This window comes from Fluviibacter sp., from assembly GCF_057744235.1.
In genome coordinates this window covers 65727-89042 of the sequence record NZ_JBIJFP010000001.1, presented here as the reverse complement: position 1 = coordinate 89042, position 23316 = coordinate 65727, and the positions used below count along the sequence as shown (strand labels likewise).

Sequence of the window (23316 nt, the reverse complement as noted above, 5' to 3'; positions counted from 1 at the left end):
AATAGCGTGAGTGATAATTCTTCAGAGTCGGCGCGGCAGCAGGCGCCTTCTTTTCGGCCGTTCGAGCCGGAAAGTCTGGCTGATCGGGAGTCCTGGAGATTGTTCGGGATTATGGCAGAGTTCGTCGAAGCGACGGATCGTTTGGCCAATGTGCGGCCTGCGGTGACCATCTTTGGCAGCGCCCGGGTGAAGCCCGAGTCGCCCTATTACGAGCTGACGGAAACCATCGCCCGCAAATTGTCGGACACGGGGCTGGGCGTGATCTCCGGCGGCGGCCCCGGCGTGATGGAGGCTGCCAACCGGGGTGCTTTTGAGGGCAAAGGTCCGTCGGTCGGTCTGAATATCCAGTTGCCGCATGAGCAACGCCGTAATCCGTACCAGAACGTTTCCGTGGGCTTCAAGCACTTCTTTGCCCGCAAATACATGTTTGTGCGTTTTGCCATGGCTTATGTGGTGATGCCCGGTGGCTTTGGCACGCTGGACGAATTGATGGAAGCGTTGACGCTGATCCAGACGGGTAAAAGTGCCCGTTTCCCGGTCATTCTGGTGGGCAGTGAATTCTGGTCCGGGCTGCTGGATTGGCTCCGCGAGCGCCTGGTTGCGGAAAACATGATTGATGCAGACGATATGAAGCTGATTCAGGTGATTGATGATCCGGATCAGGTGGTCGAGGCGATCTACCGTCATTACGAGACTCGGGGCTTTGCACCACTGCCGGCAGAACGCGAGCTTTTGCTGAACCTGTAATAAAATCCGTTCATTACTCTGTCTGGATCCGGCATGTCTTCTCATTTCAAAACGGCGGTATCAACCGCGCTTCGCACCGGTGTTGTGGCACTGAGCGTTTGTCTGGCTTACCCGGTGTTGGCTCAGACCTCGCCGAATATGCTGCCGCCGCAGGTGGTGACCAATGATCCGGCGTTGCTCAATGCCCAGGCAGAGGCCGAAGAAGACGCCAGCGTGACGATTAGGCCGGATGATCGCAGCACCTCGATCCGTACTTACGGGTCTGGTGGCCGACCGTCTCGTGAAGTCGTGGATCCGCCGATTCTACCGGCGTATTCCGAGTCACCTGCGGAGGACCCGCAGACCGTGATTCCGGAGTCGGATCCGGTGCGTGGTGACATGGTGCAGCCGCCCATGTGGACCGTCTGGAGCTGGTAATGCCGGGACATCACAACCGCCATCAGCGTCATGCCCCCTGGCAGGATGCGCATATTCCCGAGGAACTGCCGCCGATCCGTCATGTGGGGGTTGGCCACGGCGTGCAATGGATTTCCGAAGGCTGGTCGTTGTTTCTGCGCCGGCCGGGTCTTTGGCTGGTGACGGCCTTTCTGCAAACCTTGCTCATTCTGCTGGTTCTGTTGGTACCGCTGCTGGGCCAGGTGGGTGCGCATCTGCTCATGCCGATTCTCTCTGCCGGGCTGATGGTGGTAGCGCATCGGGTGGACTATAACGAGCCGGTGGCGGTGGCAGATGCCTTTACCGGCTTCAAGGAACATGCCCCCGCCGTCGTGAACGTGGGTGTCTGGTACATGCTCGGCTGGATGCTGATTGTGGCGCTCGGCCTGCTGCTGGGCGGTGGCGCGGCATTGTCCGGTATGGCCGTCGGCATGGAAACGCAGTATGCCTGGTTAGGGACGGTGATTAGTGTGCTCGGAATCATTCTGGCGGTCACGATCAGCCTGTTGCTGGTGTTGCCGCTGGTGATGTCTGTCTGGCTGGCACCGCCCTTGGCCGTATTTCATGATATTCCTGCCATGACGGCGATGAAGCACTCGTTCGTTGCCAGCTGGCGCAGCCTGCCGGCCTTCATTGTGGCCTTCTTCCTGGTGGCGCTGATGTTGTTCCTAACCAGTCTGACGCTAGGCCTGGCTCTGCTGGTGGTGATTCCGGTCATGGCCGGGGCCACCTATGCCGCCTACCGGGATCTGTTTGAGTTGCCACAGGCCATGGCGGAATCTACTCCAGCGGCTGCACCGACAACAACAGACGCGCCGTCTGAATCATCGCATGGCTGAGTCATTGCGAAGCATTAAGCTGGCGACCGGCTGGCAGTGGTTTCGTACCGGCTTTGCCCGCTACCGGCGTAACCCGATCCTGATGCTGTTCTGGGTCATGTCGTACTGGACCCTGCTGGGTCTGGTCGGGTTGGTGCCGGTAGCCGGAGATCTGCTGGTGGCTGCGCTGGCACCGGTGTTATTGGTGGGTGTGCTGACAGGCTGTCGCGCGCTGGACCGCGAAGATATGCCCAGTTTCACCCTACTATTTTCGGCATTCCGTGAGCGACTGCAGCCATTGATGGGGCTCGGGGTACTGCACTTCCTGCTGACGCTGGGCGTGTTGGGTCTGACGGCACTGGCCGACGGTGGTGTCTTGTTGCAATTCATGGCCCGTTCGACGCTGGGTGGTGCTGAAAATGCGGCATTGCCGGATCCGTCACTGACGGCGCTGCTGATGGCGCTGTTAGCCTATGTGCCGGTCATGCTGGCCTTTGCCTATGCCCCGTTGCTCGTGGCCTGGCGTGGTTTTGGTATCAGTAAGGCCCTGTTCTTCAGCCTGGTCGCTTCGTGGCGGGCCTGGCCGGGGCTGCTGGGTTTGTTGTCCGCGATTATTGCCTTTGGCGTCTTGCTGCCCTCTTTGGTCATGATGCTGCTCCTGGCACTGGGTGTCGGTGATGCGCTGGTGACTTCGCTGGTCGTCGTGCCCATCATGGCGGTGCTGGCACCGACCGTGGTGTCGGCTTTTCTGAGCAGTTACAACGACGTGTTGCCCGAATTGTCGACCTCCGAGGGCGCCGTGCCGGCGCAAAACGCCTGAAGCTGAGCGGCATTCTGGGTGGGACCTTTGACCCGGTACATATCGGGCATGCGCAGCTGGCGCGTGATGCCTTGCAGGCGTTGAATCTGGATAGCGTGCGTTGTGTGCCAGCCGGTCACCCCCCGCATCGGACTTTGCCACAGGCTACCGCCGAAGAGCGATTGGCCATGGTGCGTCTGGCGCTGGGTGAGGAACCGGGGTGCGTGATAGATGATACCGAAATCCGGCAGATGGGCCCTTCATGGACGATTCGGACACTGGAGCGTTTATGGCAGGCCGAGCCGGAAACAGCGCATGTACTGATTCTGGGCGCTGACGCCTGGTTGGGCTTGTCGTCCTGGCACCGCTGGCAGGAACTGCTGCATTACGCGCATATTGCGGTGGCGAACCGACCTGGCGCTGATCTGGCGATGGAGGCTATGCCGGCGGTATTGCAGTCTGTATGGGCGGCAGCACACACCACCGATCTCGCCCGTTTAAGCCAGCAACGTGCAGGTTGTCTGGTTTCGTTTACCATAGCGCCCTGTGAGGTCTCGGCAACGCAGGTGCGACAGCAACTGGCGCAGGGCTTGCCGGTGACCGGGCTGGTCACGCCGGCCGTTGAAAAATATCTTCAGCAGCACCATCTTTATACGCAAATACCGCAGACCGCGCGTTGACGGTTAACGTTGAATCAAGGAATAACATGTCTAAAGCACTCTCGATCAAAAAACTTGAAACCATGGCCGTTGATGCGCTTGAAGACATCAAAGGGCGCGACATCATTGTCGTTAACACGACCAAGGTGTCACAGATGTTCGAACGCATCGTCTTGGCCAGCGGTGACTCCAACCGTCAGGTCCGTTCGTTGGCGCGTAACGTGGCAGATAAAGTGCGTGAAGCCGGTGGCGAGGTTCTGTCGGTAGAAGGTGAAGATGGCGGCGAATGGGTGCTGGTTGATCTGGGGCCTGTCGTTGTGCATATCATGCAACCGACCATCCGCGCACATTTCGATCTTGAAGGTTTGTGGGGCCAGGGCAAGCCAGCCGGTCATGCGGCAGAAAAGGCGGCCAAAAAAGCAGCTAAGGGTGCCGCGGCCAAGAAGCCGGCTAAGTCGGTCGAAGGGGTGGATGAGATCGAGGCACCGATTGTGAAGAAAGCGGCAGCCAAAAAATCTGCCGAAAAAAAACCGGCGGCCAAAAAACCGGCGGCTAAAAAGCCCAGTGCCAAGAAGCCCGCATCTCGCGCTAAAAAATCGGTTGAATGAAGCTGCACCTGATCAGCGTGGGTCAGCGGTTGCCGGATTGGGCCGCTGATGCCTGTGCAGATTATCTGAAGCGTTTTCCCAGGGCGCAGCCCATTGTGCTGCACGAGATCAAGGCTGAGCCGCGGACTGGTAATCGGACGGCGCAGCAGATCATGGAAGCGGAAGCGGTGCGCATTGAAGCGGCGATTCCACAGGGCGCACGCCGTGTGATGCTCGATGAACGGGGTGCCGATCTGACCACGATGGCGTTGGCCAAACGGCTGGAGTATTGGCAAGGTGAGGCACAGGATGTGGCACTGATCATTGGCGGGGCGGATGGTATTGCGCCGGCATTAAAAACTACGGCTCATGAAATGATCCGCCTCTCGTCGCTGACGTTACCGCATGCCATGGCACGCGTCCTGCTCGCTGAACAGTTGTACCGGGCGATCACCGTGCTGTCTGGTCATCCTTATCATCGTGAGTAACCCATCCTATGCAGAAGATCTGGCTGGCCTCTAAAAGCCCGCGTCGGGCCGAGCTCCTCAATGGGATGGCTGTCCCTTTTGAGGTGCTGCAGTTCACCGATGCGGCTGGTACGCAGTATGAAGTGGATGAGCGCGTTTTGCCCGGCGAGGTACCGCATGACTATGTGCGCCGTGTGGCCCTGGACAAGGCGCTGCATGCGTTGTCGTATCTGAGGGCGCGCGGCCTGATGGAGCGGCCTTTGCTGTCTGCCGATACGACGGTGGCGCTGGGTGATCGCATTCTAGGTAAACCGGCGGATGCTGCCGAGGCCCGGGAAATGCTGGCAGCGCTTTCCGGTCAGGACCATGAGGTGTTGACTGCCGTGGTCGTGATTGATGGCCATGACATCCGGCAGGCCCTGTCGGTCAGCCGTGTGCGCTTTATGCCGCTGGATGCTGAAACCATCGACCGCTATGTCGCTTCCGAAGAGCCCTTCGACAAGGCCGGTGGCTATGGCATCCAGGGCCATGCCGGTGTATTTGTGGCCGAAATGCAAGGCAGCTTTACCGGCATTATGGGGTTGCCGGTCAATGAAACTGCCTGTCTGCTGGAGCAGAGTGGTTATCGTATTTAGGGTCGCCTCATCAAGGCTTAGCGATCCGTACGTGTGGCCGAGAGGGATGCGGCAATCATTTCGTCGGACGGCACATCATGCAGTCTGGCCAGGAAGGCACCCGCACAGTCGGCCGACCATTCGGGCGTGGTCATCCAGACGATGTGACCATCGCCTCGGGCCACGTCAACCGGTTCCTGTTCGCGACCACGCATGGCGGTGACTTGCAGAATACGGTTACCCGCCGGGTGGATGACTTCCAGCCAGTCACCGACCGAAAATTTGTTTCTAACCTCGACACGGAGCGCCTGCCGCTCGGCGTCCCATTCGGTAATGCCGACATACTGGCTACGACCGGATTCGGAGTAGCCGCGCAGATAGTTCTGGGTGTCGGCATCGTGGTGACGCTGGTAGAAACCATCGGTATAGCCCCGGTTAGCCAGGCCTTCGAGTTCGCCGATGAGCAGCGGGTTGAACGCGCGACCGGCTTGGGCATCTTCAATGGCGCGGCGATAGGCCTGACAGGTCCGGGCGACGTAGTAGGGCGATTTGGTACGGCCTTCGATCTTGAGCGAATCCACACCGATCTCGATGAGACGCTGCACGTGCTCAATGGCTCGCAGGTCTCGGGAGTTCAAGATATAGGTGCCATGCTCATCTTCTTCGATGGGCATCAGTTCGCCGGGCCGATTGGCTTCTTCAACGACCAGGGGCGGGAAGTTGCTGCCGGTCATGCCGGGCGTGGCTTCCGCCTCCGTGTCGGGCTTGAGTTTGTAGTCCCATCGGCAGGAGTTGGTGCAGGTGCCCTGGTTCGGATCGCGGTGGTTGAAGTAGCCGGAGAGCAGGCAGCGGCCGGAATAAGCAATACACAGAGCGCCATGGACAAAGACTTCCAGTTCCATCTCCGGGCACTGCTGGCGGATCTCGGCCACTTCATCCAGCGAGAGTTCGCGCGACAGAATGACACGCTTGATGCCCATCTTGCCCCAGAAGCGCACGCTCGCCCAATTGACGGTGTTGGCCTGTACCGACAGATGAACCGGCACTTCCGGAAAGCGATCACGAATCATGTCAATGAGACCGGGGTCGGCCATGATGAGGGCGTCTGGCTTCAGCGCAACCACAGGGGCCATATCATCCAGATAGGTCTTGAGCTTGGCGTTATGCGGTGAAATGTTACTCACCACATAAAAGGCTTTCTGTCGGGCGTGGGCTTCGTCAATCCCTTCCTTGAGGGCATCCAGCGTGCTGAATTCGTTATTACGGACCCGCAGGCTATAACGGGGTTGGCCGGCATAGACCGCATCGGCGCCAAAAGCAAAGGCAGTGCGCATCATGGCGAGAGATCCGGCGGGGGCGAGCAGTTCGGTCGAGGTCGGCATAGTAGAATCCGGTTATTCAACAGCAGTAATCATTAGTCAGGCGCACATTCTACCTATGGCCGAAAGTATCCTCATCAATTTCACACCGCAGGAAACCCGGGTGGCAATCCTCGAGCAGGGCATTGTTCAGGAACTGCACGTCGAACGCCATGCAACGCGGGGTCTGGTCGGTAATATTTACCTGGGCCGCGTCGTCCGTATTCTGCCAGGTATGCAGTCGGCCTTTGTAGATATCGGCCTGGAGCGTACAGCCTTTCTGCATGTGGCGGATATCTGGCAGGCCCGCATGGGTGAGGCTGCCAATCGGGAAAGCCGCCCGATTGAGGAGGTGCTCAGTGAAGGACAGACGCTGCTGGTGCAGGTGATTAAGGATCCGATCGGCACCAAGGGTGCCCGGCTGTCGACGCAAGCGTCGATTGCCGGCCGGATGCTGGTGTATCTGCCGCAGGAAAAACATATCGGGATCTCACAGCGTATTGATGAGGCGGAGCGGGAGGTCTTGCGTGAGCGGCTCACCCGTCTGGTGCCAGCGGACGAAGCGGGAGGCTTTATTCTGCGGACGATTGCCGAAACTGCGGACGATAATGCCCTGCAGGATGACATTACCTATCTGCGCAAGCTATGGACGGATCTCAAGCAGCAGATGACCACGTCACCTGTGCCGGGCCTGATTTATCAGGATCTGTCGCTGGCGCAACGGGTGCTGCGTGATTTCGCCAATCCGGAAACCGAGCGCATTCTGGTGGACTCGCGCGAGACCTTCCAGAAGCTGCAGGAGTTCGCGGCAGTCTATATGCCGGGTATCAGGGATTTGCTGGAGCATTACAACGAAGACCGTACCCTGTTTGATCTGTATGGGGTGGAAGAAGAAATCCAGCGGGCGCTGTCACGTCGGGTGGATCTGAAGTCGGGGGGTTATCTGATTATCGATCAGACGGAAGCTATGACGACGGTGGACGTGAATACCGGTGCTTTTGTCGGTGTGCGCAATTTTGACGAAACCATTTTCAAGACCAACCTGGAAGCAGCGCAGGCCATTGCCCGTCAGTTGCGCCTGCGTAATCTAGGCGGCATCATCATTCTCGATTTCATCGATATGGATCAGTCCGAGCATCAGGAGGCCGTACTGGCCGAACTGAACAAATGCCTGAGCCGTGACCACATGCGCATGACGGTCAATGGCTTTACGGCACTGGGGCTCGTGGAAATGACGCGTAAGCGGACGCGGGAGTCGCTGGCGCGCATTTTGTGCGAAACCTGCCCGACCTGTGATGGTCGTGGTCAGGTCAAAACGGCTCGTACCGTCTGTTACGAAATTCTGCGCGAACTGGTCCGAGAATCCCGACAGTTCGTGGCACGGGAATACCGGGTGATCGCCAGCCAGAAAGTGGTGGATCTCTTTCTGGAAGAGGAGGAACAGGCTTTGGCGATGGCCTCAGACTTTATCGGCAAGCCGATTTCGTTGCAGGGTGAGTCGGGCTACGGCCCGGAGCAGCACGATATCGTACTGCTCTGAGCGCGTCGTTCGACTTAGTCTTCTTTCGGTCGGGCGGGTGCCAGGACCAGCGCCTCGCCATCGACGACGCGCTTATCACCGACCGTACACACGGTTTCGATGCGGACTTTGTTCTTGACGTAATCCACTTCCAGTACGGTCAGCGTGGCGGTGACGGTATCGCCCGGGTGCACCGGAGCGAGAAAGCGCATGTTTTGTCCAAGAAAGATGGTGCCCGGACCGGGCAGGCGGTTGGCCAGGGCCGACGAGATCAGGCTGGCTGTCAGAAAACCTTGCACAATGCGGGTGCCGAAACGGGTGGTTTTGGCGTATTCCTCATCCAGGTGAATGGCGTTGGTATCCGTTGAGACCGCCGAAAACAGAATGATGTCGGTTTCAGTAATCGTCTTCGACTGAAAGGCGGTCATGCCGACTTTCAGTTCATCGGTGTAGAACGCCGGACGGATGGTGGCCATGGTGAACCTCGGAATTAAAATTAATGAAAAACAATTGACAATGATTCATCATAGCAACTTATGCTGCGTTGCGGCATGAATCTTTTGTGACGGCCTGATTTGCGGCCGTTGAGGGGTTTATTCGATGGCGAGGCAGGTGTACTTGGTACTTAGGTACTCATCAACACCTTGTTGCGAGCCTTCGCGTCCGAAGCCAGACTGCTTGACCCCGCCAAAGGGGGCGACTTCGCTCGACATTAAGCCCGTGTTGACGCCAACCATGCCATACTCGAGTGCTTCCGAGACTCGGAAGATCCGTCCGGAATCGCGCGTGTAAAAGTAAGCAGCCAGACCGAACTCGGTGGCGTTGGCCAACTGGATGGCCTCATCGTCGCTCGAGAAGGTAAAGAGCGGGGCAACCGGCCCGAAGATTTCTTCGTGCATCATCCGCATCTGCGGCGCAACGCCTTTGATGACGGTAGGCTGGTAGTAGAGGCCGCCACGTGTATCCGGAGCGCCACCGATCAGAACGGTCGCACCCTGCGACACCGCGTCCGCCACGAGCTCACTCACTTTGGCCAGACCGCCGGCATCAATCAGTGGCCCGATCTGTGCTCCGGCCTCGAAACCGTGGCCCACCTGCAGGCTACGCACTTTGGCGGTCAGTTTATCAGCAAAGACATCCATGACATCCTGATGAACGAGGAAGCGGTTGGCACAGACACAGGTCTGGCCGCTGTTACGGTATTTGGAGGCGATGGCACCATCGACGGCCGCATCCAGATCCGCATCGGCAAAAACAATGAATGGCGCATTGCCACCGAGCTCCAGTGAAAGTCGCTTGAGGTTCGGTGCCGATTGGGCCATGAGCAGCCGTCCGACCTGGGTTGAACCGGTGAACGAGAGTTTGCGGACTCGGCTATCGCCCGTCAGTGCGGCCCCGATGGCCGGTGCAGCGGCAGCGTCCCCGGTGACAACATTGAATACGCCGGGCGGAATCCCGGCTCGCTCGGCTAGTACCGCCAGTGCCAGGGCAGTGAGCGGGGTCTGCTCGGCCGGTTTGACCACGACAGTGCAGCCAACAGCCAGTGCAGGCGCTACTTTGCGGGTGATCATGGCGGCGGGGAAATTCCACGGGGTAATGGCGGCGCAAACGCCAACCGGTTCGCGGGTGACCAGTAAGCGCTTATCGGGGGTATTGGAGGGCAGGATCTCACCATTAACACGGCGCGCCTGTTCGGAGAACCATTCGACGAAAGAGGCTGCGTAAGCGACTTCACCCAGACTCTCCGCATAGGTTTTGCCCCCTTCAGCAGTGATCAGGGTCGCCAGATCTTCTTTGTTCGCCTGAATGAGCTCATACCAGCTGCGCAGCAGCGTATCCCGGGCGCGGGCCGTCACTTTGCGCCAGCTGGGGAACGCGCTTGCGGCTGCGTCCACCGCCAGACGGGTGGCGTCCTGATCCAGATTGGCAACTTTGGCAATCACCTGGCCCGAGCCTGGGTCAGTAATGTCGAAGTCGTGCTCGGACGCCAGCCACTGGCCGTTGATGTAGGCAGTGGATCTGAGCAGGGAAGGATCTTTGAGTTTGGACTTGATTTGAGTGTTTGACATAGCAAAAATAGTGTTCATCACATATCCTCCATCATATGATGTTCTGTCTCCCTACGCGACCCTCTGACCGGCAAGGTTTTACCCCACACCGGTGGCTTTGTCGAGCTACGCTTTGGATACTGGCTGCGCTGATGCTGGTGGGGTGTGCCAATACCGGTAACAAAGGGATAACCCGCTTTGGCGGTGACAATCTGCCGCCTACGATTCAGGGACAAGAGGTGACGATCATGGCCATGCATCTGATCGATACGGGTTACCAGTTCGGCGGTAAAAACCCGCAAGCGGGTCTGGACTGCAGCGGCATGGTGAGCTGGTTATACGGCCAGGCCGCCGAGTATCGGCTCAAAGGGAGTGCCAAGGATATGGCACGACGAGGCCGGGAGATCAGTCCGGCCGCTATTCGTCCCGGAGATCTGGTGTTTTTCAATACCCGTGGCTTTAACTATTCGCATGTGGGAATTTACATCGGTGATCAGCGCTTTGTGCATGCGCCGAACAGCAAGGGAAAAGTCCGAATTGACCGCTTGGATCAGGGCTGGTTTGCTGCCCGCTTTGAAGAAGCCCGCAGCTATTTCGATTGACGGATGAGCCGTGTTTTAACGGCTCACCTATGCAGTGATTTTAGTCTGCCGATGCATAAACCGGTTTGTAGGCCATGCTGCGGATATGCGTTTCAATATTTGCAGGTCGTGGGACACGCGCCAGTCCCTGATCAAAAATGTGCTCGGCGATTTTGGCCGCAGTGTGCAGGGAGGCATTCAGAATCTGCGACTGCGGTGGGTAGATCAAACCATGATCCAGCGATGCCTGTGTGACCTGTTCGGCCACGGCTTTGGCGGCAACAATGAACATCGCTTGAGTAACCCGTGTCGATTCAGTAGCCAGGACGGCCATGCCCATAGCCGGGAAGATATAGACATTGTTGCCTTGGCCCGGCACAAACTTCTGACCATAGACCTCAACGGGCGGGAAAGGGCTGCCGCTGGCAAAGATGGCCTTGCCGTTAGACCAGCGGTAGGCCTCTTCGGCGGTACATTCGGAACGTGAGGTCGGGTTGGAGTAGGGGAAGATGATCGGCCGCTCGTTAATGCGCGACATGGTCTCGATCACCTGCTGATTGAACAACTTGGGTACCGTACTGACACCGATAATGGCGGTGGGTTTGATGGATTCGATGGCCTCCACAAAGCTTTTAGTAGGCGCGTGCGCGTGGGCAAAAGGCTTCTGGAAATCGGCGAGGTCGGATCGGGTCGATTCCAGCAGGCCATTCACGTCAAACAGGGCGCAGTGACCGCGGGCTTCTTCAATGCTCAGCCCTTCCAGTACCATGGCTTCACTGATCAGTTCGGCAATGCCGGTGCCGGCTGAACCGGCGCCCATGAACAGAAAGCGTTGATCGGTCAGCTTCTGGCCGGAGATGCGTAGGGAACCGTAGATCCCGGCCAGCGCAACCGCTGCCGTGCCCTGGATGTCATCGTTGTAGGTGCAGATCTTGTCCTTGTAGCGATCCAGAATAGGCACGGCGTTGATGTTGGCGAAGTCTTCCCATTGCAGGCAGGCTTTCGGGTACAACGTCTGAACGGCCTGCACAAACTCTTCAATAAAAGCATCATATTCCGCGCCACGAACACGGTGTTGGCGTAGACCTAGGTACAGCGGATCTGCCAGATATTGTTCGTTGTTGGTGCCCACATCCAGCGTGATAGGCAAGGTGAGTTCGGGAGGTACGCCGGCCACCGCGGTATAAAGCGACAGCTTGCCGACCGGAATGCCCATGCCGTTTACGCCTAGATCACCGAGGCCGAGAATACGCTCACCATCAGTGACCACAATAAAACGGATGTCCTTCTGAGGCCAGTTGGACAGCAGCGACTGTAATCGGCCTTTGGCCGTCATGGGCAGATAGACGCCGCGGGGTGCGCGGTAGAAATGATCAAATTTCTGGCAGGCCTCACCAACGGTGGGCGTGTAGACCAGTGGCATAAAGGTGGCGGGGTCCGACATGACGACTGCAAAAAACAAAGTCTGGTTTCTGGCTTGCAGATCGGATAACAGCAAGTACTTCTGTAGATCGGAATCCAGGGCATCGAGTTGCAGATGAATCCGTGCCATCTGTGTTTCAAGCGTGTCGACAGCCGGTGGTAGCAAGCCTTCCAGCTCGTGGGCTGCGCGCTGCGCCTGTGTGAATGCGGAGCCACGATTGTGGAGTGGGTCATGGAACAGCGCGAACCCTTTTTCTTGAGTTGTCATGCGGATTCCTTAGGCGTTTGGGGTGGCGATATAGGGATAAACCATTTTGGATGGGTCGACGATACGGTCAAACTCGGCTTCTGAAATGGATCCTGAAGCAATCGCGGCCTCTTTCAGGGTCAGGTCATGCTTCAGTGCCTGATGCGCAATGTCAGCAGCTTTGTCATAGCCGATGACCGGGGCGAGAGCTGTGACCAGCATCAGAGAACGATCCAGATGTGACTGGATGTTCCGCAGATTCGGCTCGGTACCTTGCACCAGGAAGCGGTTGAAGTTCAGGCAGCTATCCGTCAACAGATTAATCGAAGCCATGACGTTGTGGATGATCAATGGTTTGTAGACATTCATTTCCAGATAGCCGCTGGCGCCACCAAAGGAGACGGCGACGTCATTCGCCATGACCTGAACGGCCACCATTGACAGGGCTTCAACCTGGGTCGGATTCACCTTGCCGGGCATGATGGAAGATCCTGGCTCGTTTTCCGGTAAATCAAGTTCGGCAAAGCCGGCCCGTGGGCCGCAGGACAACAGGCGGATATCGTTGGCAATTTTGTAGAGGGATACCGCCAAAGTCTTGAAGGTAGCGGAGAGTTGTACCAGGGCATCGTGTGCACCCTGCACCGTAAATTTGTTGGGTGCAGAAACAAACGGCAGACCAGTCAGCCGGGCGATTTCTGCCGCCATAGCTTCGGCAAATCCGGGGGCGGCATTCAGACCCGTGCCGACGGCCGTGCCGCCGATGGCCAGATGGAAGACATCGTTAAGTGCATCATCAATGCGGTGTAAATTGTCATCCAGCATCCCGACATAACCCGAGAACTCCTGTCCCAGGGTCAGCGGCGTGGCGTCCTGCATGTGTGTGCGGCCGATCTTGACGATACCCTTCCAGGCATCGGCTTTGCGGGCGAGACCATCCCGCAGCTCTTGGACTGCCGGCAAAAGCGCGTGCTGGGTTCCGATGGCGGCCGCCATACTCATCGCCGTTGGAAAGCTGTCGTTCGACGACTGGGACATATTGACGTGATCGTTCGGATGCACCGGCTGCTTGCTGCCCAGTGGTTTACCTGCCAATTGGCTGCAACGGTTGGCAATGACCTCGTTGACGTTCATGTTGAACTGCGTGCCACTGCCGGTCATCCATACATGGAGTGGAAACATGTCATCATGCTGTCCGGTGAGGATTTCGTCACAGCTTTGTTCGATGAGTCGGGCGAGCGCCGGGTCTAAACGCTGGTTGACTTCATTAATCCGGGCTGCGGCCTTCTTCAGAACGGCGTAGGCGCGGATCAGCTCCACCGGCATCCGGTCCTTGCCGATACTGAAGTGTTCCAGTGAGCGCTGCGTCTGTGCGCCCCACAGCTTGTCTGCCGGAACCTCGACGGTACCCATGCTGTCTGTTTCTGTTCGGAATGCCATATTCATCAGAAGGCTCCCACACCGAAAAGTATGTCCTGATGATCATACGCTGCTCGGAGAACACTTGGCGCAAACGATCAAACCCGGTTCGAATTGGGTGGTGGCGTGGGTGTGTTCACCGATTGGGTGGAATGGTGACCTTGTTCATGCGCTCAAGCAGTACGTCGGTCTGGCGCAGCAGCCCTTCGGTTTCGCCTTTGCGGTCATAGTACTGGGGGCTGGGCACCATGGCGGCGAGCATCGCCGCCTGGGATTCACTGAGCTGGCTGGCGGAGACCCCGAAGTAGTGGCGGGCAGCCGCTTCGGCACCAAAGATGCCGGTGCCCCACTCGATCTCGTTCATGTAGACCTCGAGGATGCGGCGCTTGCTCCAGGTGCTTTCGATCATCAGGGTGATCAGCGCCTCTTCGCCTTTACGAATCAGGCTCTTTTCCGGCCAGAGGAAGAGGTTCTTGGCCAGTTGCTGCGTGATGGTGGAACCGCCGGCGGCGATGCGTCCCCGTTTTTCGTTCTTTTCAAAGGCTTTCTGGATCCCATCCAAGTCAAAGCCATGGTGCTGCATGAATTTGCTGTCTTCGGCGGCAATCAACGCTCGTTTCAAGTTTGTGGAGATGTTGGCATAAGGCACCCAGGTCTGCTGGAGCCTGGCGTTGGGGTTTTTCTTCTGAAGTTCGGCCAGGCGGATCTTCATGAACTGTGTCGGGCCGGGCTCCGTGACTTTCCAGACCACGACCCAGGCAAAAAACCAAAGCTGCACCAGCATAAAGAGGCCGATGCCGATGAGCAGCATCCGACGGATCCAGCCCGATCCTGATCGACGGGGTTTGCGGGGGGGCATGAAAGATTACTTTTGTTGCAGAGAGGTCCGCAGGGCCTGGTAGACGGGTGCCGTTGCGGGCGCGACGCCGCGCCAGAGTGCGAAAGCGACAGCGGCCTGTTCGACCAGCATGCCGAGGCCATCGGCCAGATGCAAGACACCGGCAGCCTTTTGTGCCGCCAGAAAGGGGGTCAGGGTTTTACCGTACATCATGTCGTAAGCAAAAGCATCCTGAGTCAGGGTGCCGGCAGGCAGAGAGATGGCTTCGCCGCTGAGGCTGGCGCTGGTCGCGTTGATTACGACATCGAACGGCCCCTGGGTGCGAACGAGGGCGGCAAGGGCTTCAAGTCCGCAGCCCCGCAGGTCACAACCGACTTGGGCGGCCTGTGTGGCAAACAGTGTGGCAAGCCCTTCGGCACGGGGGGCTGTACGGTTGGCAATGGTCAGTGCTGCGGGTTGCGCGGCCAGCAAGGGCAGGATCACGCCACGTGTGGCACCACCGGCACCTAGGAGCAGAATCCGTTGGCTGGCCAGCCTGCACTGGTGACGCTGCTGCAGGTCATTCAGCAGTCCCTGGCCATCCGTGTTGTCACCGAGCAGACCCTCTTTGTTCCAGGCCAAAGTATTGACCGCGCCAGCCAGCGCCGCGCGCTCGGTGAGGTGCCCGTGCGCCTCGGCATAGGCCCATGCCGCTTCTTTGTGCGGTACCGTGATGTTGACACCCCGAAAGCCTTCGTCGGGCAAATGAGCCAGGCGGCTAGTCAGTGCTTCCGGTGTGATATCCATCGCCTCATAGCTGAGGTTTTGCCCAGTTTGCGTGGCAAATGCGGTATGAATTCTGGGCGACATGGAATGGTGGATCGGGTGGCCAAGTACGGCGTAACGATCCAGAGGGTATGTCCTGGGGTCGGTCATCGGCTTTCCAGTGTGTCGCCCCGGGTAAAGGTCCAGGTGCGGGTAATGTCCAGGTAATCCGTTTCTTTGCGGATGTCCGGCGGGAAGGGGGCAAAGGGGGCGGCCATCATCACAATCCGTTTAGCGGCGTCATCCAGCACCTTGTTCCCCGATGAGCGAATCACGATGATGCGGTCGACGCTGCCGTCGGGCCGTAAGGCAACGGATAGGACGAGCGAGCCAAAAAATCGGCCGCGCGCTTCTTCCGGGTAGTTCATGGCACCGATGCGTTCCACTTTCATCCGCCAGTCAGACAAATACTGGCTGTAGCGGTAATCCTTCATGTTGGGTGTCAGCGTGACGCGACGGCCGCCGCTAGGGCTGCCTGTTGTACCAGCGTTCGGTGCACCACTGCCGGCCAAAAGCTCGGCCGGGGACAGCGGGGGGAGCTGTGGCGTGGATAACTTCGGATGGGTGCTGGGCAAGGCAGTGGTGGGTGGTGCCGGTTTGATGGCCGCCGTGCGGGGTTTTTGCCGTTCTCGGGCCGGAGGTTTTGCTTTAGCGGCAACGGTTGTGTCAGGCGCTGCCGCTCGGGCTATGGGTTGGCTGGCTGTCCGGAACGTCACGTTGATGGTGCGGTCACTGCGCTCCGGGAGTTTGATGCCATAGCGCGGGGCGAGCAAAACGATGTGGGCGACCACCGATAATCCTAAGGCCAGCCAGAGCAACCGGTCATTAAACAGCAAACGCCAGCCTAACGGCTTGGGAGACCAGTGTTCCGGTTCGCCGTTCAGCAGAGCGGGTTGAGGAGAGTCGTGCACCGCAGACATCTGCTTATTGTAGTCGTTCAGGCGGAGCGCTGGTGTGCCTATGGCGAGACGGTGCTCTGACTGTTTGGTGCCGGATCAACCGGCGGGCCATCCGCGCCTGTCGCCTCGGCTTCTTCGGCATCGGCCAGGGCTTCCTCCACCGGCACTTCGTCCAGCAGTGCCAGCGCTTCATCAGCCGGGTTAGCCTGATCCGAGAGCACGGCATCAAAGCGGCTGTGCACACTCAGTTCCAGAAGATCTGGTGCGCCGAGCGTGAGTTGGATACGACTACCCGGTGGCAGTTCCGGCGCACTGGGCACCTGTACCACCAATGGCAAGTCGTCGACCCGGACGTTCGGGGCGTTGCGCATCAGCGTGCCGGCCACTTGAGTGGTTGAGGTTTGCTGCAACCAGCGTAAGCACCAGTAACGTTCCATGCGGCGCTGGAAATCGGCGTAGCCGGCATACGTCAGATCGAAATCTCGCATGGCGGCAAAGAGTTCGGCCGAGCGCGGGGCAAAGGCGGGGGGCTTACCGGTCAGTACGGCAATCAGTTGCCACTGGTTGATCAGGTCGGCGTAGCGGCGCAGTGGCGAGGTACTCCAGGCGTAGCAAGCGACGCCCAGACCTTCGTGGGGGATCGCAGAGGTGGTCATGCGCACTTTGCCGGCCACTTGACCTCGATAGAGGCCGGGGACCCCGTGGTCAGCCAGTAGCTGGCCCCACGTGGCATTGGCCAGAATCATTAGTTCTGCCACGAGCATGTCGACCGGGCTACCGCGTTTGCGCGCTTCGATGTGCACGCTGCAAGCGGCGGGATCAAGAATGGTACCAGTCTGCTTGTCATGCAACGGGCCGTCGATCTGGTAGTGGTAGTCGTGCAGGCCGGCCTGGGCCGAAGGTTTGCCACGGCGACCGGCACAGGCGGCGGCAAAGCGCCAGAGCGTAAGGAGGGTGTCACCATGCGGGCAAGCGGGTGTCTGTCCGGCGTTTAGCTGATCGAGTGCCATATGCGGCTCGATCTCGTGCAGCCTCAGATTAGCGGCAATCGGTACGCGTTCAACCCGGGATTCGTGGCTAACAATTTCGAAGTCGTCGCTGGTTGTCACGTACAGTGAGAGTGCCGGGCAGGCGCGGCCAGCCGCCAGTGTAAAAGATTCGACCAGACTGTCGGGCAGCATGGTGATCTTGTGGCCGGGCATGTAGACCGTGGAAAGGCGGGCACGGGCCACGGCATCATGCGGTGAACCGGGCAGAATGCCCAGGCCCGGTGCAGCAATGTGAATACCGAAGCGCCAGCCGATACCGGGCAAACGGGTGACTGAAAGCGCGTCATCAATTTCCGTGGTGCTCGCATCATCAATCGATACCGCCTGCACATCGGCCAAGGGTAGCTCGCCATAAGGGGCTGCTGTCGGCAATTCCGGAAAACCGATGCCTTTGGGAAAGCGCTCGGCGGCAAAGCGGCGGAAGTGCCAGTGATAGGCGTCTGGAAATGCACCACAGCGGAGCAGCAGCGCTGCCGGGGATTCCCGGGTTTGTTCACAGGCGGCTTCGAAGGCTTTGACTTCCGGCCGGTTGCGGTCTGGTTGTACCAGCAGGGCATCGATTTGATCGATCAGCGTTTCTGGCAGCGTGCCGGCGACCAGTTCGGCCACCATGCGTTCAATGGCCTCTGCCTGCAGGCGTTTCTTTTCGGCACCGGCCAGTGCGGCTTTCAGGATCTCGGGCGGGGCGCGGCGAAATAGACCTTTACCGCGGCGATGAAAGTAGAGGGGCGCGTTCTGTATGGCCAGGAGCAACGCTGTGGATTCAATCGCTGAGGGCGCGTGACCGTAATAGTCGGCGGCCAAATCGATAAAACTGAACTCCGCTTCAGGGGCGCATTCCCAGAGGAAGGCCGGATCCATGTCGGCCCCCAGGGGTTCCGCGCCCGGTAGCAGTTGGGCCGGGGAGGGGTCGCGGAAGCGCAGCAGCACCTGTGCTGCTTTGATCTTCTGGCGTTTGCCGCCGGGCAGTTCGACCTGCAGGGCGGTGTTCTGATCGGACTGCACGGTGGCCGCGCGAAAGGTACCGTTTTCCTCGAAGAGGACGTGCTCACTCATGGGGAATATGCTCGCTTAGTGGGCGGACCAGCTGACAACGCCAGTGTAGGCGGTGATCAGCACGATCAGACCGAAAATGATGCGATACCAGGCAAAGATGATGAAGTTATGCGTGGTGATATAGCGCAACAACCAGCGGATACAGAGGAAGGCCGAAATAAAAGCGGAGATGAAACCGACGGCCCACATGCTGAGATCGGTGTTCTGGATCGTCGCCCACTCTTTGTACACCTGGTAAATCGTGGCAACGCCCAGCGTTGGAATGGCCAGGAAGAAGGAGAACTCGGTCGCCGCTTTGCGTGACAGGCCCATGAGCAGGCCCCCGATGATGGTGGCACCGGAACGGGAGGTTCCCGGGATCAGTGCCAAGGCCTGGATGCAGCCCAGCATCAGGGCGTCTTTGACGGTCATATCATCGACCGAAGGTACGCGGATCCGATGCGCCCGCTTTTCTGCCCAGAAAATAAACAGTGCACCGACAATAAAGGCGGTGGCGACGGAGATCGGGTTGAACAGGTGCGCCTTGATGGTTTTGTGGAAGAGCAGGCCCAGAATCGCCAGCGGCAGAAAGGCCACACCCACGTTGAGCAGAAAACGCTGGGCTTTGCGGCTCGTTGGACAAGAGGCGATGGTTTCCCAGAGGCGGGCGCGGTATTCCCAGACCACGGCCAGAATGGCACCAAATTGAATGACGATTTCGAAGATCTTGCCCGCGTCATCATTGAAGTTCAGCAGGTCGCCCGCCAGAATCAGATGGCCGGTCGAAGAAATAGGCAGGAATTCGGTCAGACCCTCGACAACGCCGAGAATGAGAGCCTTGAGCAGCAGCAGAGTGTCCATGCGGAGTGAGCTTTATAGGCAAAAAATCAGGGTGGATTCTAACATCCGGCAGCCGCCACCCTCTGCCTTAATGGTCGTGGTTTTCCGGGTGGTGTTCCACGTGTTTGGCCATGGGCCAGAATTTTTGCATCTCGATGAAGAGAAAAGAGGCCGACCAGGTGATGAGTACGAAGCCGGTCAGTGCTTCCAGACCGGGCAAAAAGCGTAAGTCGCCGTTGGCGGCAACATCGCCAAAGCCGACGGTGGTGAATGAAATCCAGGACAGATAGACGCAATCACCGAGCAGGTCGGGGGTGGTCATGCCAAACAGGTTTCCCAGACCCAGATGCACCATGGCGTAATAGCCCAGCGCAAAGACCCATATTTCGACCGCATGGGCGACCAGAATGACAAAGACGCCCAGAAGTACGCGGTATCTGGGCGGCACATTGGTCAGATTCGGCAGATGGCGTGCCATGCTGTACAGCGTCTCGTAATGAATGAAGACAGCCGCAGCGATCAGTGTGCCATTCAGAACCCAGGGCAGCAGAGAGTGCATGGACGATGCAAAGGAGTAAAGAGGTTTTGCCATCGTAGCATTGTTCGGCAGGATTCCCGATCTCGTGCGCTGGGGGTGCACCAGAAGAGGGCGGCGCATCGGGCGCGAATTTTTTGATGCACCATCCTTGCGCGGATCTGACGGGAAAAGCGCGAATGCCATCGGTGTTTTGCTTGTCACCGGTGCATATTCCTGTTGGCACGTTTCTTGTATTGGTCAGAGTGATATTTATTCGCCGATGCGAGGATGACCATGTTTGATGAAATGTTGCTGGAAAGTGGCGAGGTACGTCCGCACTACACCGGGTTTGAGCGCTGGAAAGCGCGCCGGGAGTCGGGTTTTCTCGAAAGTAAAAAGGCCGAGGCGGACCATTTGTTTCGCCAGGTGGGGATTACCTTTTCCGTCTATGGCGACGATGTCGGTACCGAGCGACTGATTCCTTTTGATCTGGTGCCGCGCATCATTCCCGCCTCGCACTGGGCGCGACTGGAAAAAGGGCTCGCGCAGCGTGTACAGGCACTCAATCTGTTCCTCAAGGATGTCTACGGACGCGGCGACATCCTGCGGGCCGGCATTATTCCGGCCAACCGTGTGCTCGGGAACGCGCAGTTCCGCAAGGAAATGCTGGAGCTGGATGTGCCATCCGGCATCTACGCCATGATCGCCGGCATTGACCTGGTCTGCGTTGGCGAAAACGAATGGTATGTACTGGAAGACAATCTGCGTGTGCCATCGGGGGTTTCGTACATGCTGGAAAACCGCAAGATGATGATGCGGTTATTCCCCGACCTGTTTGGTGCACACCGGATTGCCCCGGTGGCGCACTACCCCGATCTGCTGCTCGAAACCCTGCGTCAGGGCGCGCCGGATTCACTGGAGGATCCGACGGTAGTCGTCATGACACCGGGGCTCTACAATTCGGCCTATTTCGAACATGCCTTCCTGGCTCAGCAGATGGGTGTGGAACTGGTCGAAGGCAAGGATCTGGTGGTCGAGGATGATACGGTTTATATGCAGACCACGCACGGCAAGAAACGGGTGGATGTCATTTATCGCCGGATTGACGATGATTTCCTGGATCCCGAGGTATTCAATAAAGACTCCATGCTGGGCGTGCCCGGGTTGATGCGGGCCTATCGCGCGGGGCGGGTGACGCTGGCTAACGCGATTGGCACCGGGGTTGCCGATGATAAGTCGATCTACCCCTATGTCCCGGACATGATCCGTTTTTATCTGGGCCAGGAGCCGATTCTGCACAATGTGCCGACACACATCTGTTCTGAGCCGGATTCGCTCAAGTATGTGCTGGATAACCTGGAGAAGCTGGTGGTCAAAGAGGTACACGGCGCTGGGGGGTACGGCATGCTGATTGGTCCCGCCGCTTCCAAAGCCGAAATTGCCGAGTTCCGCGCCAAGCTGGTAGCACACCCGGACGCGTACATCGCGCAGCCGACGCTGTCATTGTCGACCTGTCCGACGATGGTTGAAAAGGGAATCGCCCCCCGCCATATCGACTTGCGCCCCTTTGTGCTGACCTCGCCTTCCGGTGTCCGTATGGTACCCGGTGGTTTGACACGCGTCGCCCTCAAGGAAGGCTCTCTGGTTGTCAACTCATCACAAGGTGGCGGCACCAAAGATACCTGGGTCGCTGCTGAGTGATGTATCCGTCATTTGTCTGGTTTGTGCTGTTTATTTTAAGGAAGTCTCATGCTTTCCCGCACCGCTGATAGTCTGTACTGGATGGCGCGCTATACCGAGCGTGCCGAGAATACGGCCCGCCTAATTGACATAGGTTTGCAGCAATCACTGTTGCCAGGGCAGCAACGGGAAGCTGCCGCCAGTCTGGCCGGGATGCTGGGCCTCGCCGAACTCTTGCCGGTATATCAGAAAAAATTTGGCGATGTGAATCCGGAATCGGTAATCCGATTCATGGTGCTGGATGAAGATAACCCCTCCTCGATCTGGTGTAGTCTTCATAATGCCCGTGAAAATGCCCGGGCTGTGCGCGGCCAGATTACGACGGGTATGTGGGAAACCATGAACAGCACCTGGCTGGAGTTTCTCGAGCTTTGTGGCGAGGGCTTGCCGCTCAGCGAGCCGGGCAAGTTCTTTGAGTGGGTGCAAATGCGTTCGCACCTGTCGCGCGGCATCACCATCGGCACTATGTTCAAGGATGAAGCGTTCCGCTTTATTCGATTGGGCACTTTTATTGAGCGCGCGGATAGTACAGCCCGCATGATCGACCTGCGCTTCCAGGATATCGAACAACAGGATGCCAAAGCAGGTCTGCTGGATCCGGACGACCCCGAGCACGCGGTGCGTGAGTTCTATCACTGGGAGGCGGTATTGCGTTCGCTATCTGCCTTTGAAGCCTATCGCAAGGTCTATCGTGACACGATCAGTGGTAGCCGTGTGGCCGAGCTGTTGATCCTTAATAAAGATATGCCGCGTTCAATTGCGTCGTGTGTCAACGAAATTGTTGCTAATCTTGAAAATGTGGGTAACGGTAATTCGCGAGAAACCCGTCGTCGTGCCGGTAAATTGGCGGCGACCCTACGTTATCTGACCATTGACGAAATCGCCGCCGATGGTCTTCATGACTGGCTCACGAAATTACTCGCCGATATTGATGATCTGGGGGTTAGAATTCGCCAGGATTTTCTGGTTCTCTAACCCACGGCTTCACAGCTTTACGACCTGATCGCTTATGACTTATTGCGTTGCTCTCCGGCTGAATGCCGGTCTCGTGTTTCTGTCGGATGCCCGGACCAATGCTGGCATCGATCAGATCAGTACATTTCGTAAGATGAGCCTGGTCGAGCGGCCGGGTGATCGCGTGATTGTCATGATGTCAGCGGGTAATCTGGCGATTACCCAGGCGGTGCGTCAGCATCTGGCCGAAATCATGGAAACCGACAAGGGCTTGCTGGCGGCACAGACCATGTATGAAGTCGCCCAGTGCGTGGGCGAAGCCGTGCGCTTTGTGCACCATCGTGATGCAAAGGCCTTGCAGCAGTTTGGCATTGATTTTAACTGCAGCCTTATCGTGGGGGGGCAGATTGGTCTGGAACGCTGCCGCATTTTTGAAGTTTACTCTGCGGGTAATTTCATTGAATGTGCGGAAGAAAGGCCTTATCTACAAATTGGTGAATCGAAATACGGTAAACCGATTCTTGATCGTGTGATCCGTCCGGAGACCTCGCTAGGCGATGCGGCCAAGTGTGCCCTCATCTCCATGGATTCCACGCTGCGCTCGAATCTGTCGGTGGGTCTACCGCTGGATATGCTGGTCTACAAAACAGACAGTCTGGAGATCACCCACTTCAGTCATATCGATGCGGGTAATAGTTACTTCAATAATGTGCATCAGTTGTGGGGCGAGAAGCTGAAAGAGGTGTTCAGTGCCCTGCCCAATCCTGTTTGGACAGAGACCAGTGCGGAAGAAGCCCGGTTGGTGTCCTTGCGTGTAGGCAATGCCATGGAAACAAGGCCCACACACTCGATACAGACCCTCGCCGGTCAGCAGTAAAAGGGGCGGCCAGGGTGCCGCCTCTTGCGCCTTGTTGGCACAGCTT

General features: G+C 58.1%; 24 protein-coding genes. 13 read left to right on the top strand and 11 right to left on the bottom strand.

Annotation, left to right across the window (positions count from 1 at the left end; translation table 11 throughout):
* Positions 1–6 precede the first annotated feature (6 nt).
* From AC3GOJ_RS00385 to AC3GOJ_RS00350, 8 genes are read left to right on the top strand one after another with little or no spacing between them, the layout of a single operon-like run.
* Entirely contained in the window at positions 7–747 is a 741-nt protein-coding gene (locus AC3GOJ_RS00385) for an LOG family protein (RefSeq protein WP_488235467.1), read from the top strand.
* 33 nt (positions 748–780) lie between these two features.
* A complete protein-coding gene (locus tag AC3GOJ_RS00380; RefSeq protein WP_488235466.1) occupies positions 781–1164 on the top strand; it encodes a hypothetical protein in 384 nt (127 codons plus the stop codon).
* On the top strand, positions 1164–2021 hold the full coding sequence (locus AC3GOJ_RS00375; RefSeq protein ID WP_488235465.1) for a BPSS1780 family membrane protein: 858 nt from the start codon (positions 1164–1166) through the stop codon (positions 2019–2021). The genes AC3GOJ_RS00380 and AC3GOJ_RS00375 overlap by 1 nt, the downstream gene beginning before the upstream one ends.
* On the top strand, positions 2014–2820 hold the full coding sequence (locus AC3GOJ_RS00370) for a BPSS1780 family membrane protein (protein ID WP_488235464.1): 807 nt from the start codon (positions 2014–2016) through the stop codon (positions 2818–2820). Before AC3GOJ_RS00375 ends, AC3GOJ_RS00370 begins: the two co-directional genes overlap by 8 nt.
* The gene (gene nadD, locus AC3GOJ_RS00365; protein WP_488235698.1) at positions 2778–3479 is read left to right on the top strand and encodes a nicotinate-nucleotide adenylyltransferase; all 702 of its coding nucleotides are present in this window, start codon (positions 2778–2780) and stop codon (positions 3477–3479) included. Before AC3GOJ_RS00370 ends, nadD begins: the two co-directional genes overlap by 43 nt.
* A gap of 26 nt (positions 3480–3505) precedes the next feature.
* The gene (gene rsfS, locus AC3GOJ_RS00360) at positions 3506–4066 is read left to right on the top strand and encodes a ribosome silencing factor (RefSeq protein WP_488235463.1); all 561 of its coding nucleotides are present in this window, start codon (positions 3506–3508) and stop codon (positions 4064–4066) included.
* The gene (gene rlmH, locus AC3GOJ_RS00355) at positions 4063–4533 is read left to right on the top strand and encodes a 23S rRNA (pseudouridine(1915)-N(3))-methyltransferase RlmH (RefSeq protein ID WP_488235462.1); all 471 of its coding nucleotides are present in this window, start codon (positions 4063–4065) and stop codon (positions 4531–4533) included. The genes rsfS and rlmH overlap by 4 nt, the downstream gene beginning before the upstream one ends.
* A gap of 8 nt (positions 4534–4541) precedes the next feature.
* A complete protein-coding gene (locus AC3GOJ_RS00350; protein ID WP_488235461.1) occupies positions 4542–5147 on the top strand; it encodes a Maf family protein in 606 nt (201 codons plus the stop codon).
* Positions 5148–5164: 17 nt separating this feature from the next.
* Here AC3GOJ_RS00350 and trhP read toward each other — a convergent pair whose 3' ends face one another.
* Entirely contained in the window at positions 5165–6508 is a 1344-nt protein-coding gene (gene trhP / locus AC3GOJ_RS00345; protein WP_488235460.1) for a prephenate-dependent tRNA uridine(34) hydroxylase TrhP, read from the bottom strand.
* 55 nt (positions 6509–6563) lie between these two features.
* On the opposite strand from trhP, the gene rng reads away from it, so the two are divergent.
* Positions 6564–8024, top strand: a complete 1461-nt coding sequence (gene rng / locus AC3GOJ_RS00340) for a ribonuclease G (protein ID WP_488235459.1) — start codon at positions 6564–6566, stop codon at positions 8022–8024.
* 14 nt (positions 8025–8038) lie between these two features.
* Here rng and AC3GOJ_RS00335 read toward each other — a convergent pair whose 3' ends face one another.
* Both AC3GOJ_RS00335 and AC3GOJ_RS00330 read right to left on the bottom strand, forming a co-directional pair.
* Complete coding sequence (locus AC3GOJ_RS00335; RefSeq protein ID WP_488235458.1) at positions 8039–8479, bottom strand: MaoC family dehydratase; 441 nt, start codon at positions 8477–8479, stop codon at positions 8039–8041.
* Positions 8480–8596: 117 nt separating this feature from the next.
* Positions 8597–10090 (bottom strand): NAD-dependent succinate-semialdehyde dehydrogenase, encoded by a 1494-nt coding sequence (locus AC3GOJ_RS00330; protein ID WP_488235457.1) that lies wholly within the window; start codon positions 10088–10090, stop codon positions 8597–8599.
* Between the two features lie 113 nt (positions 10091–10203).
* Here AC3GOJ_RS00330 and AC3GOJ_RS00325 point away from each other — a divergent pair, with 113 nt between their 5' ends.
* Entirely contained in the window at positions 10204–10653 is a 450-nt protein-coding gene (locus tag AC3GOJ_RS00325) for a C40 family peptidase (protein WP_488235456.1), read from the top strand.
* A gap of 40 nt (positions 10654–10693) precedes the next feature.
* Here the strand turns inward: AC3GOJ_RS00325 and AC3GOJ_RS00320 are convergent, their stop codons facing one another.
* From AC3GOJ_RS00320 to AC3GOJ_RS00285, 8 genes are all read right to left on the bottom strand, one after another.
* On the bottom strand, positions 10694–12322 hold the full coding sequence (locus tag AC3GOJ_RS00320; RefSeq protein WP_488235455.1) for an NAD-dependent malic enzyme: 1629 nt from the start codon (positions 12320–12322) through the stop codon (positions 10694–10696).
* Between the two features lie 9 nt (positions 12323–12331).
* A complete protein-coding gene (fumC, locus tag AC3GOJ_RS00315) occupies positions 12332–13738 on the bottom strand; it encodes a class II fumarate hydratase (RefSeq protein WP_488235697.1) in 1407 nt (468 codons plus the stop codon).
* A 115-nt stretch (positions 13739–13853) separates the two neighbouring features.
* Positions 13854–14576: a monofunctional biosynthetic peptidoglycan transglycosylase gene (gene mtgA, locus AC3GOJ_RS00310; RefSeq protein WP_488235454.1), complete on the bottom strand. Its 723-nt coding sequence runs from the start codon at positions 14574–14576 to the stop codon at positions 13854–13856.
* A 6-nt stretch (positions 14577–14582) separates the two neighbouring features.
* Positions 14583–15446 (bottom strand): shikimate dehydrogenase, encoded by an 864-nt coding sequence (gene aroE, locus AC3GOJ_RS00305; protein WP_488235696.1) that lies wholly within the window; start codon positions 15444–15446, stop codon positions 14583–14585.
* 20 nt (positions 15447–15466) lie between these two features.
* Entirely contained in the window at positions 15467–16270 is an 804-nt protein-coding gene (locus tag AC3GOJ_RS00300; protein WP_488235453.1) for a TonB family protein, read from the bottom strand.
* A 47-nt stretch (positions 16271–16317) separates the two neighbouring features.
* Positions 16318–18363 carry a ribonuclease catalytic domain-containing protein gene (locus AC3GOJ_RS00295; protein WP_488235452.1) on the bottom strand — a complete coding sequence of 682 codons (2046 nt, stop codon included), beginning with the start codon at positions 18361–18363 and terminating at the stop codon, positions 16318–16320.
* Between the two features lie 15 nt (positions 18364–18378).
* On the bottom strand, positions 18379–19203 hold the full coding sequence (locus AC3GOJ_RS00290) for an undecaprenyl-diphosphate phosphatase (protein WP_488235451.1): 825 nt from the start codon (positions 19201–19203) through the stop codon (positions 18379–18381).
* Positions 19204–19270: 67 nt separating this feature from the next.
* Positions 19271–19741 carry a potassium channel family protein gene (locus AC3GOJ_RS00285; RefSeq protein ID WP_488235450.1) on the bottom strand — a complete coding sequence of 157 codons (471 nt, stop codon included), beginning with the start codon at positions 19739–19741 and terminating at the stop codon, positions 19271–19273.
* Positions 19742–19993: 252 nt separating this feature from the next.
* On the opposite strand from AC3GOJ_RS00285, the gene AC3GOJ_RS00280 reads away from it, so the two are divergent.
* From AC3GOJ_RS00280 to AC3GOJ_RS00270, 3 genes are read left to right on the top strand one after another with little or no spacing between them, the layout of a single operon-like run.
* Positions 19994–21400, top strand: coding sequence for a circularly permuted type 2 ATP-grasp protein (locus tag AC3GOJ_RS00280; protein WP_488235449.1), 1407 nt, complete (start codon positions 19994–19996; stop codon positions 21398–21400).
* A 48-nt stretch (positions 21401–21448) separates the two neighbouring features.
* A complete protein-coding gene (locus tag AC3GOJ_RS00275; RefSeq protein ID WP_488235448.1) occupies positions 21449–22414 on the top strand; it encodes an alpha-E domain-containing protein in 966 nt (321 codons plus the stop codon).
* Positions 22415–22448: 34 nt separating this feature from the next.
* Entirely contained in the window at positions 22449–23270 is an 822-nt protein-coding gene (locus tag AC3GOJ_RS00270; protein WP_488235447.1) for a proteasome-type protease, read from the top strand.
* Positions 23271–23316: the final 46 nt, after the last annotated feature.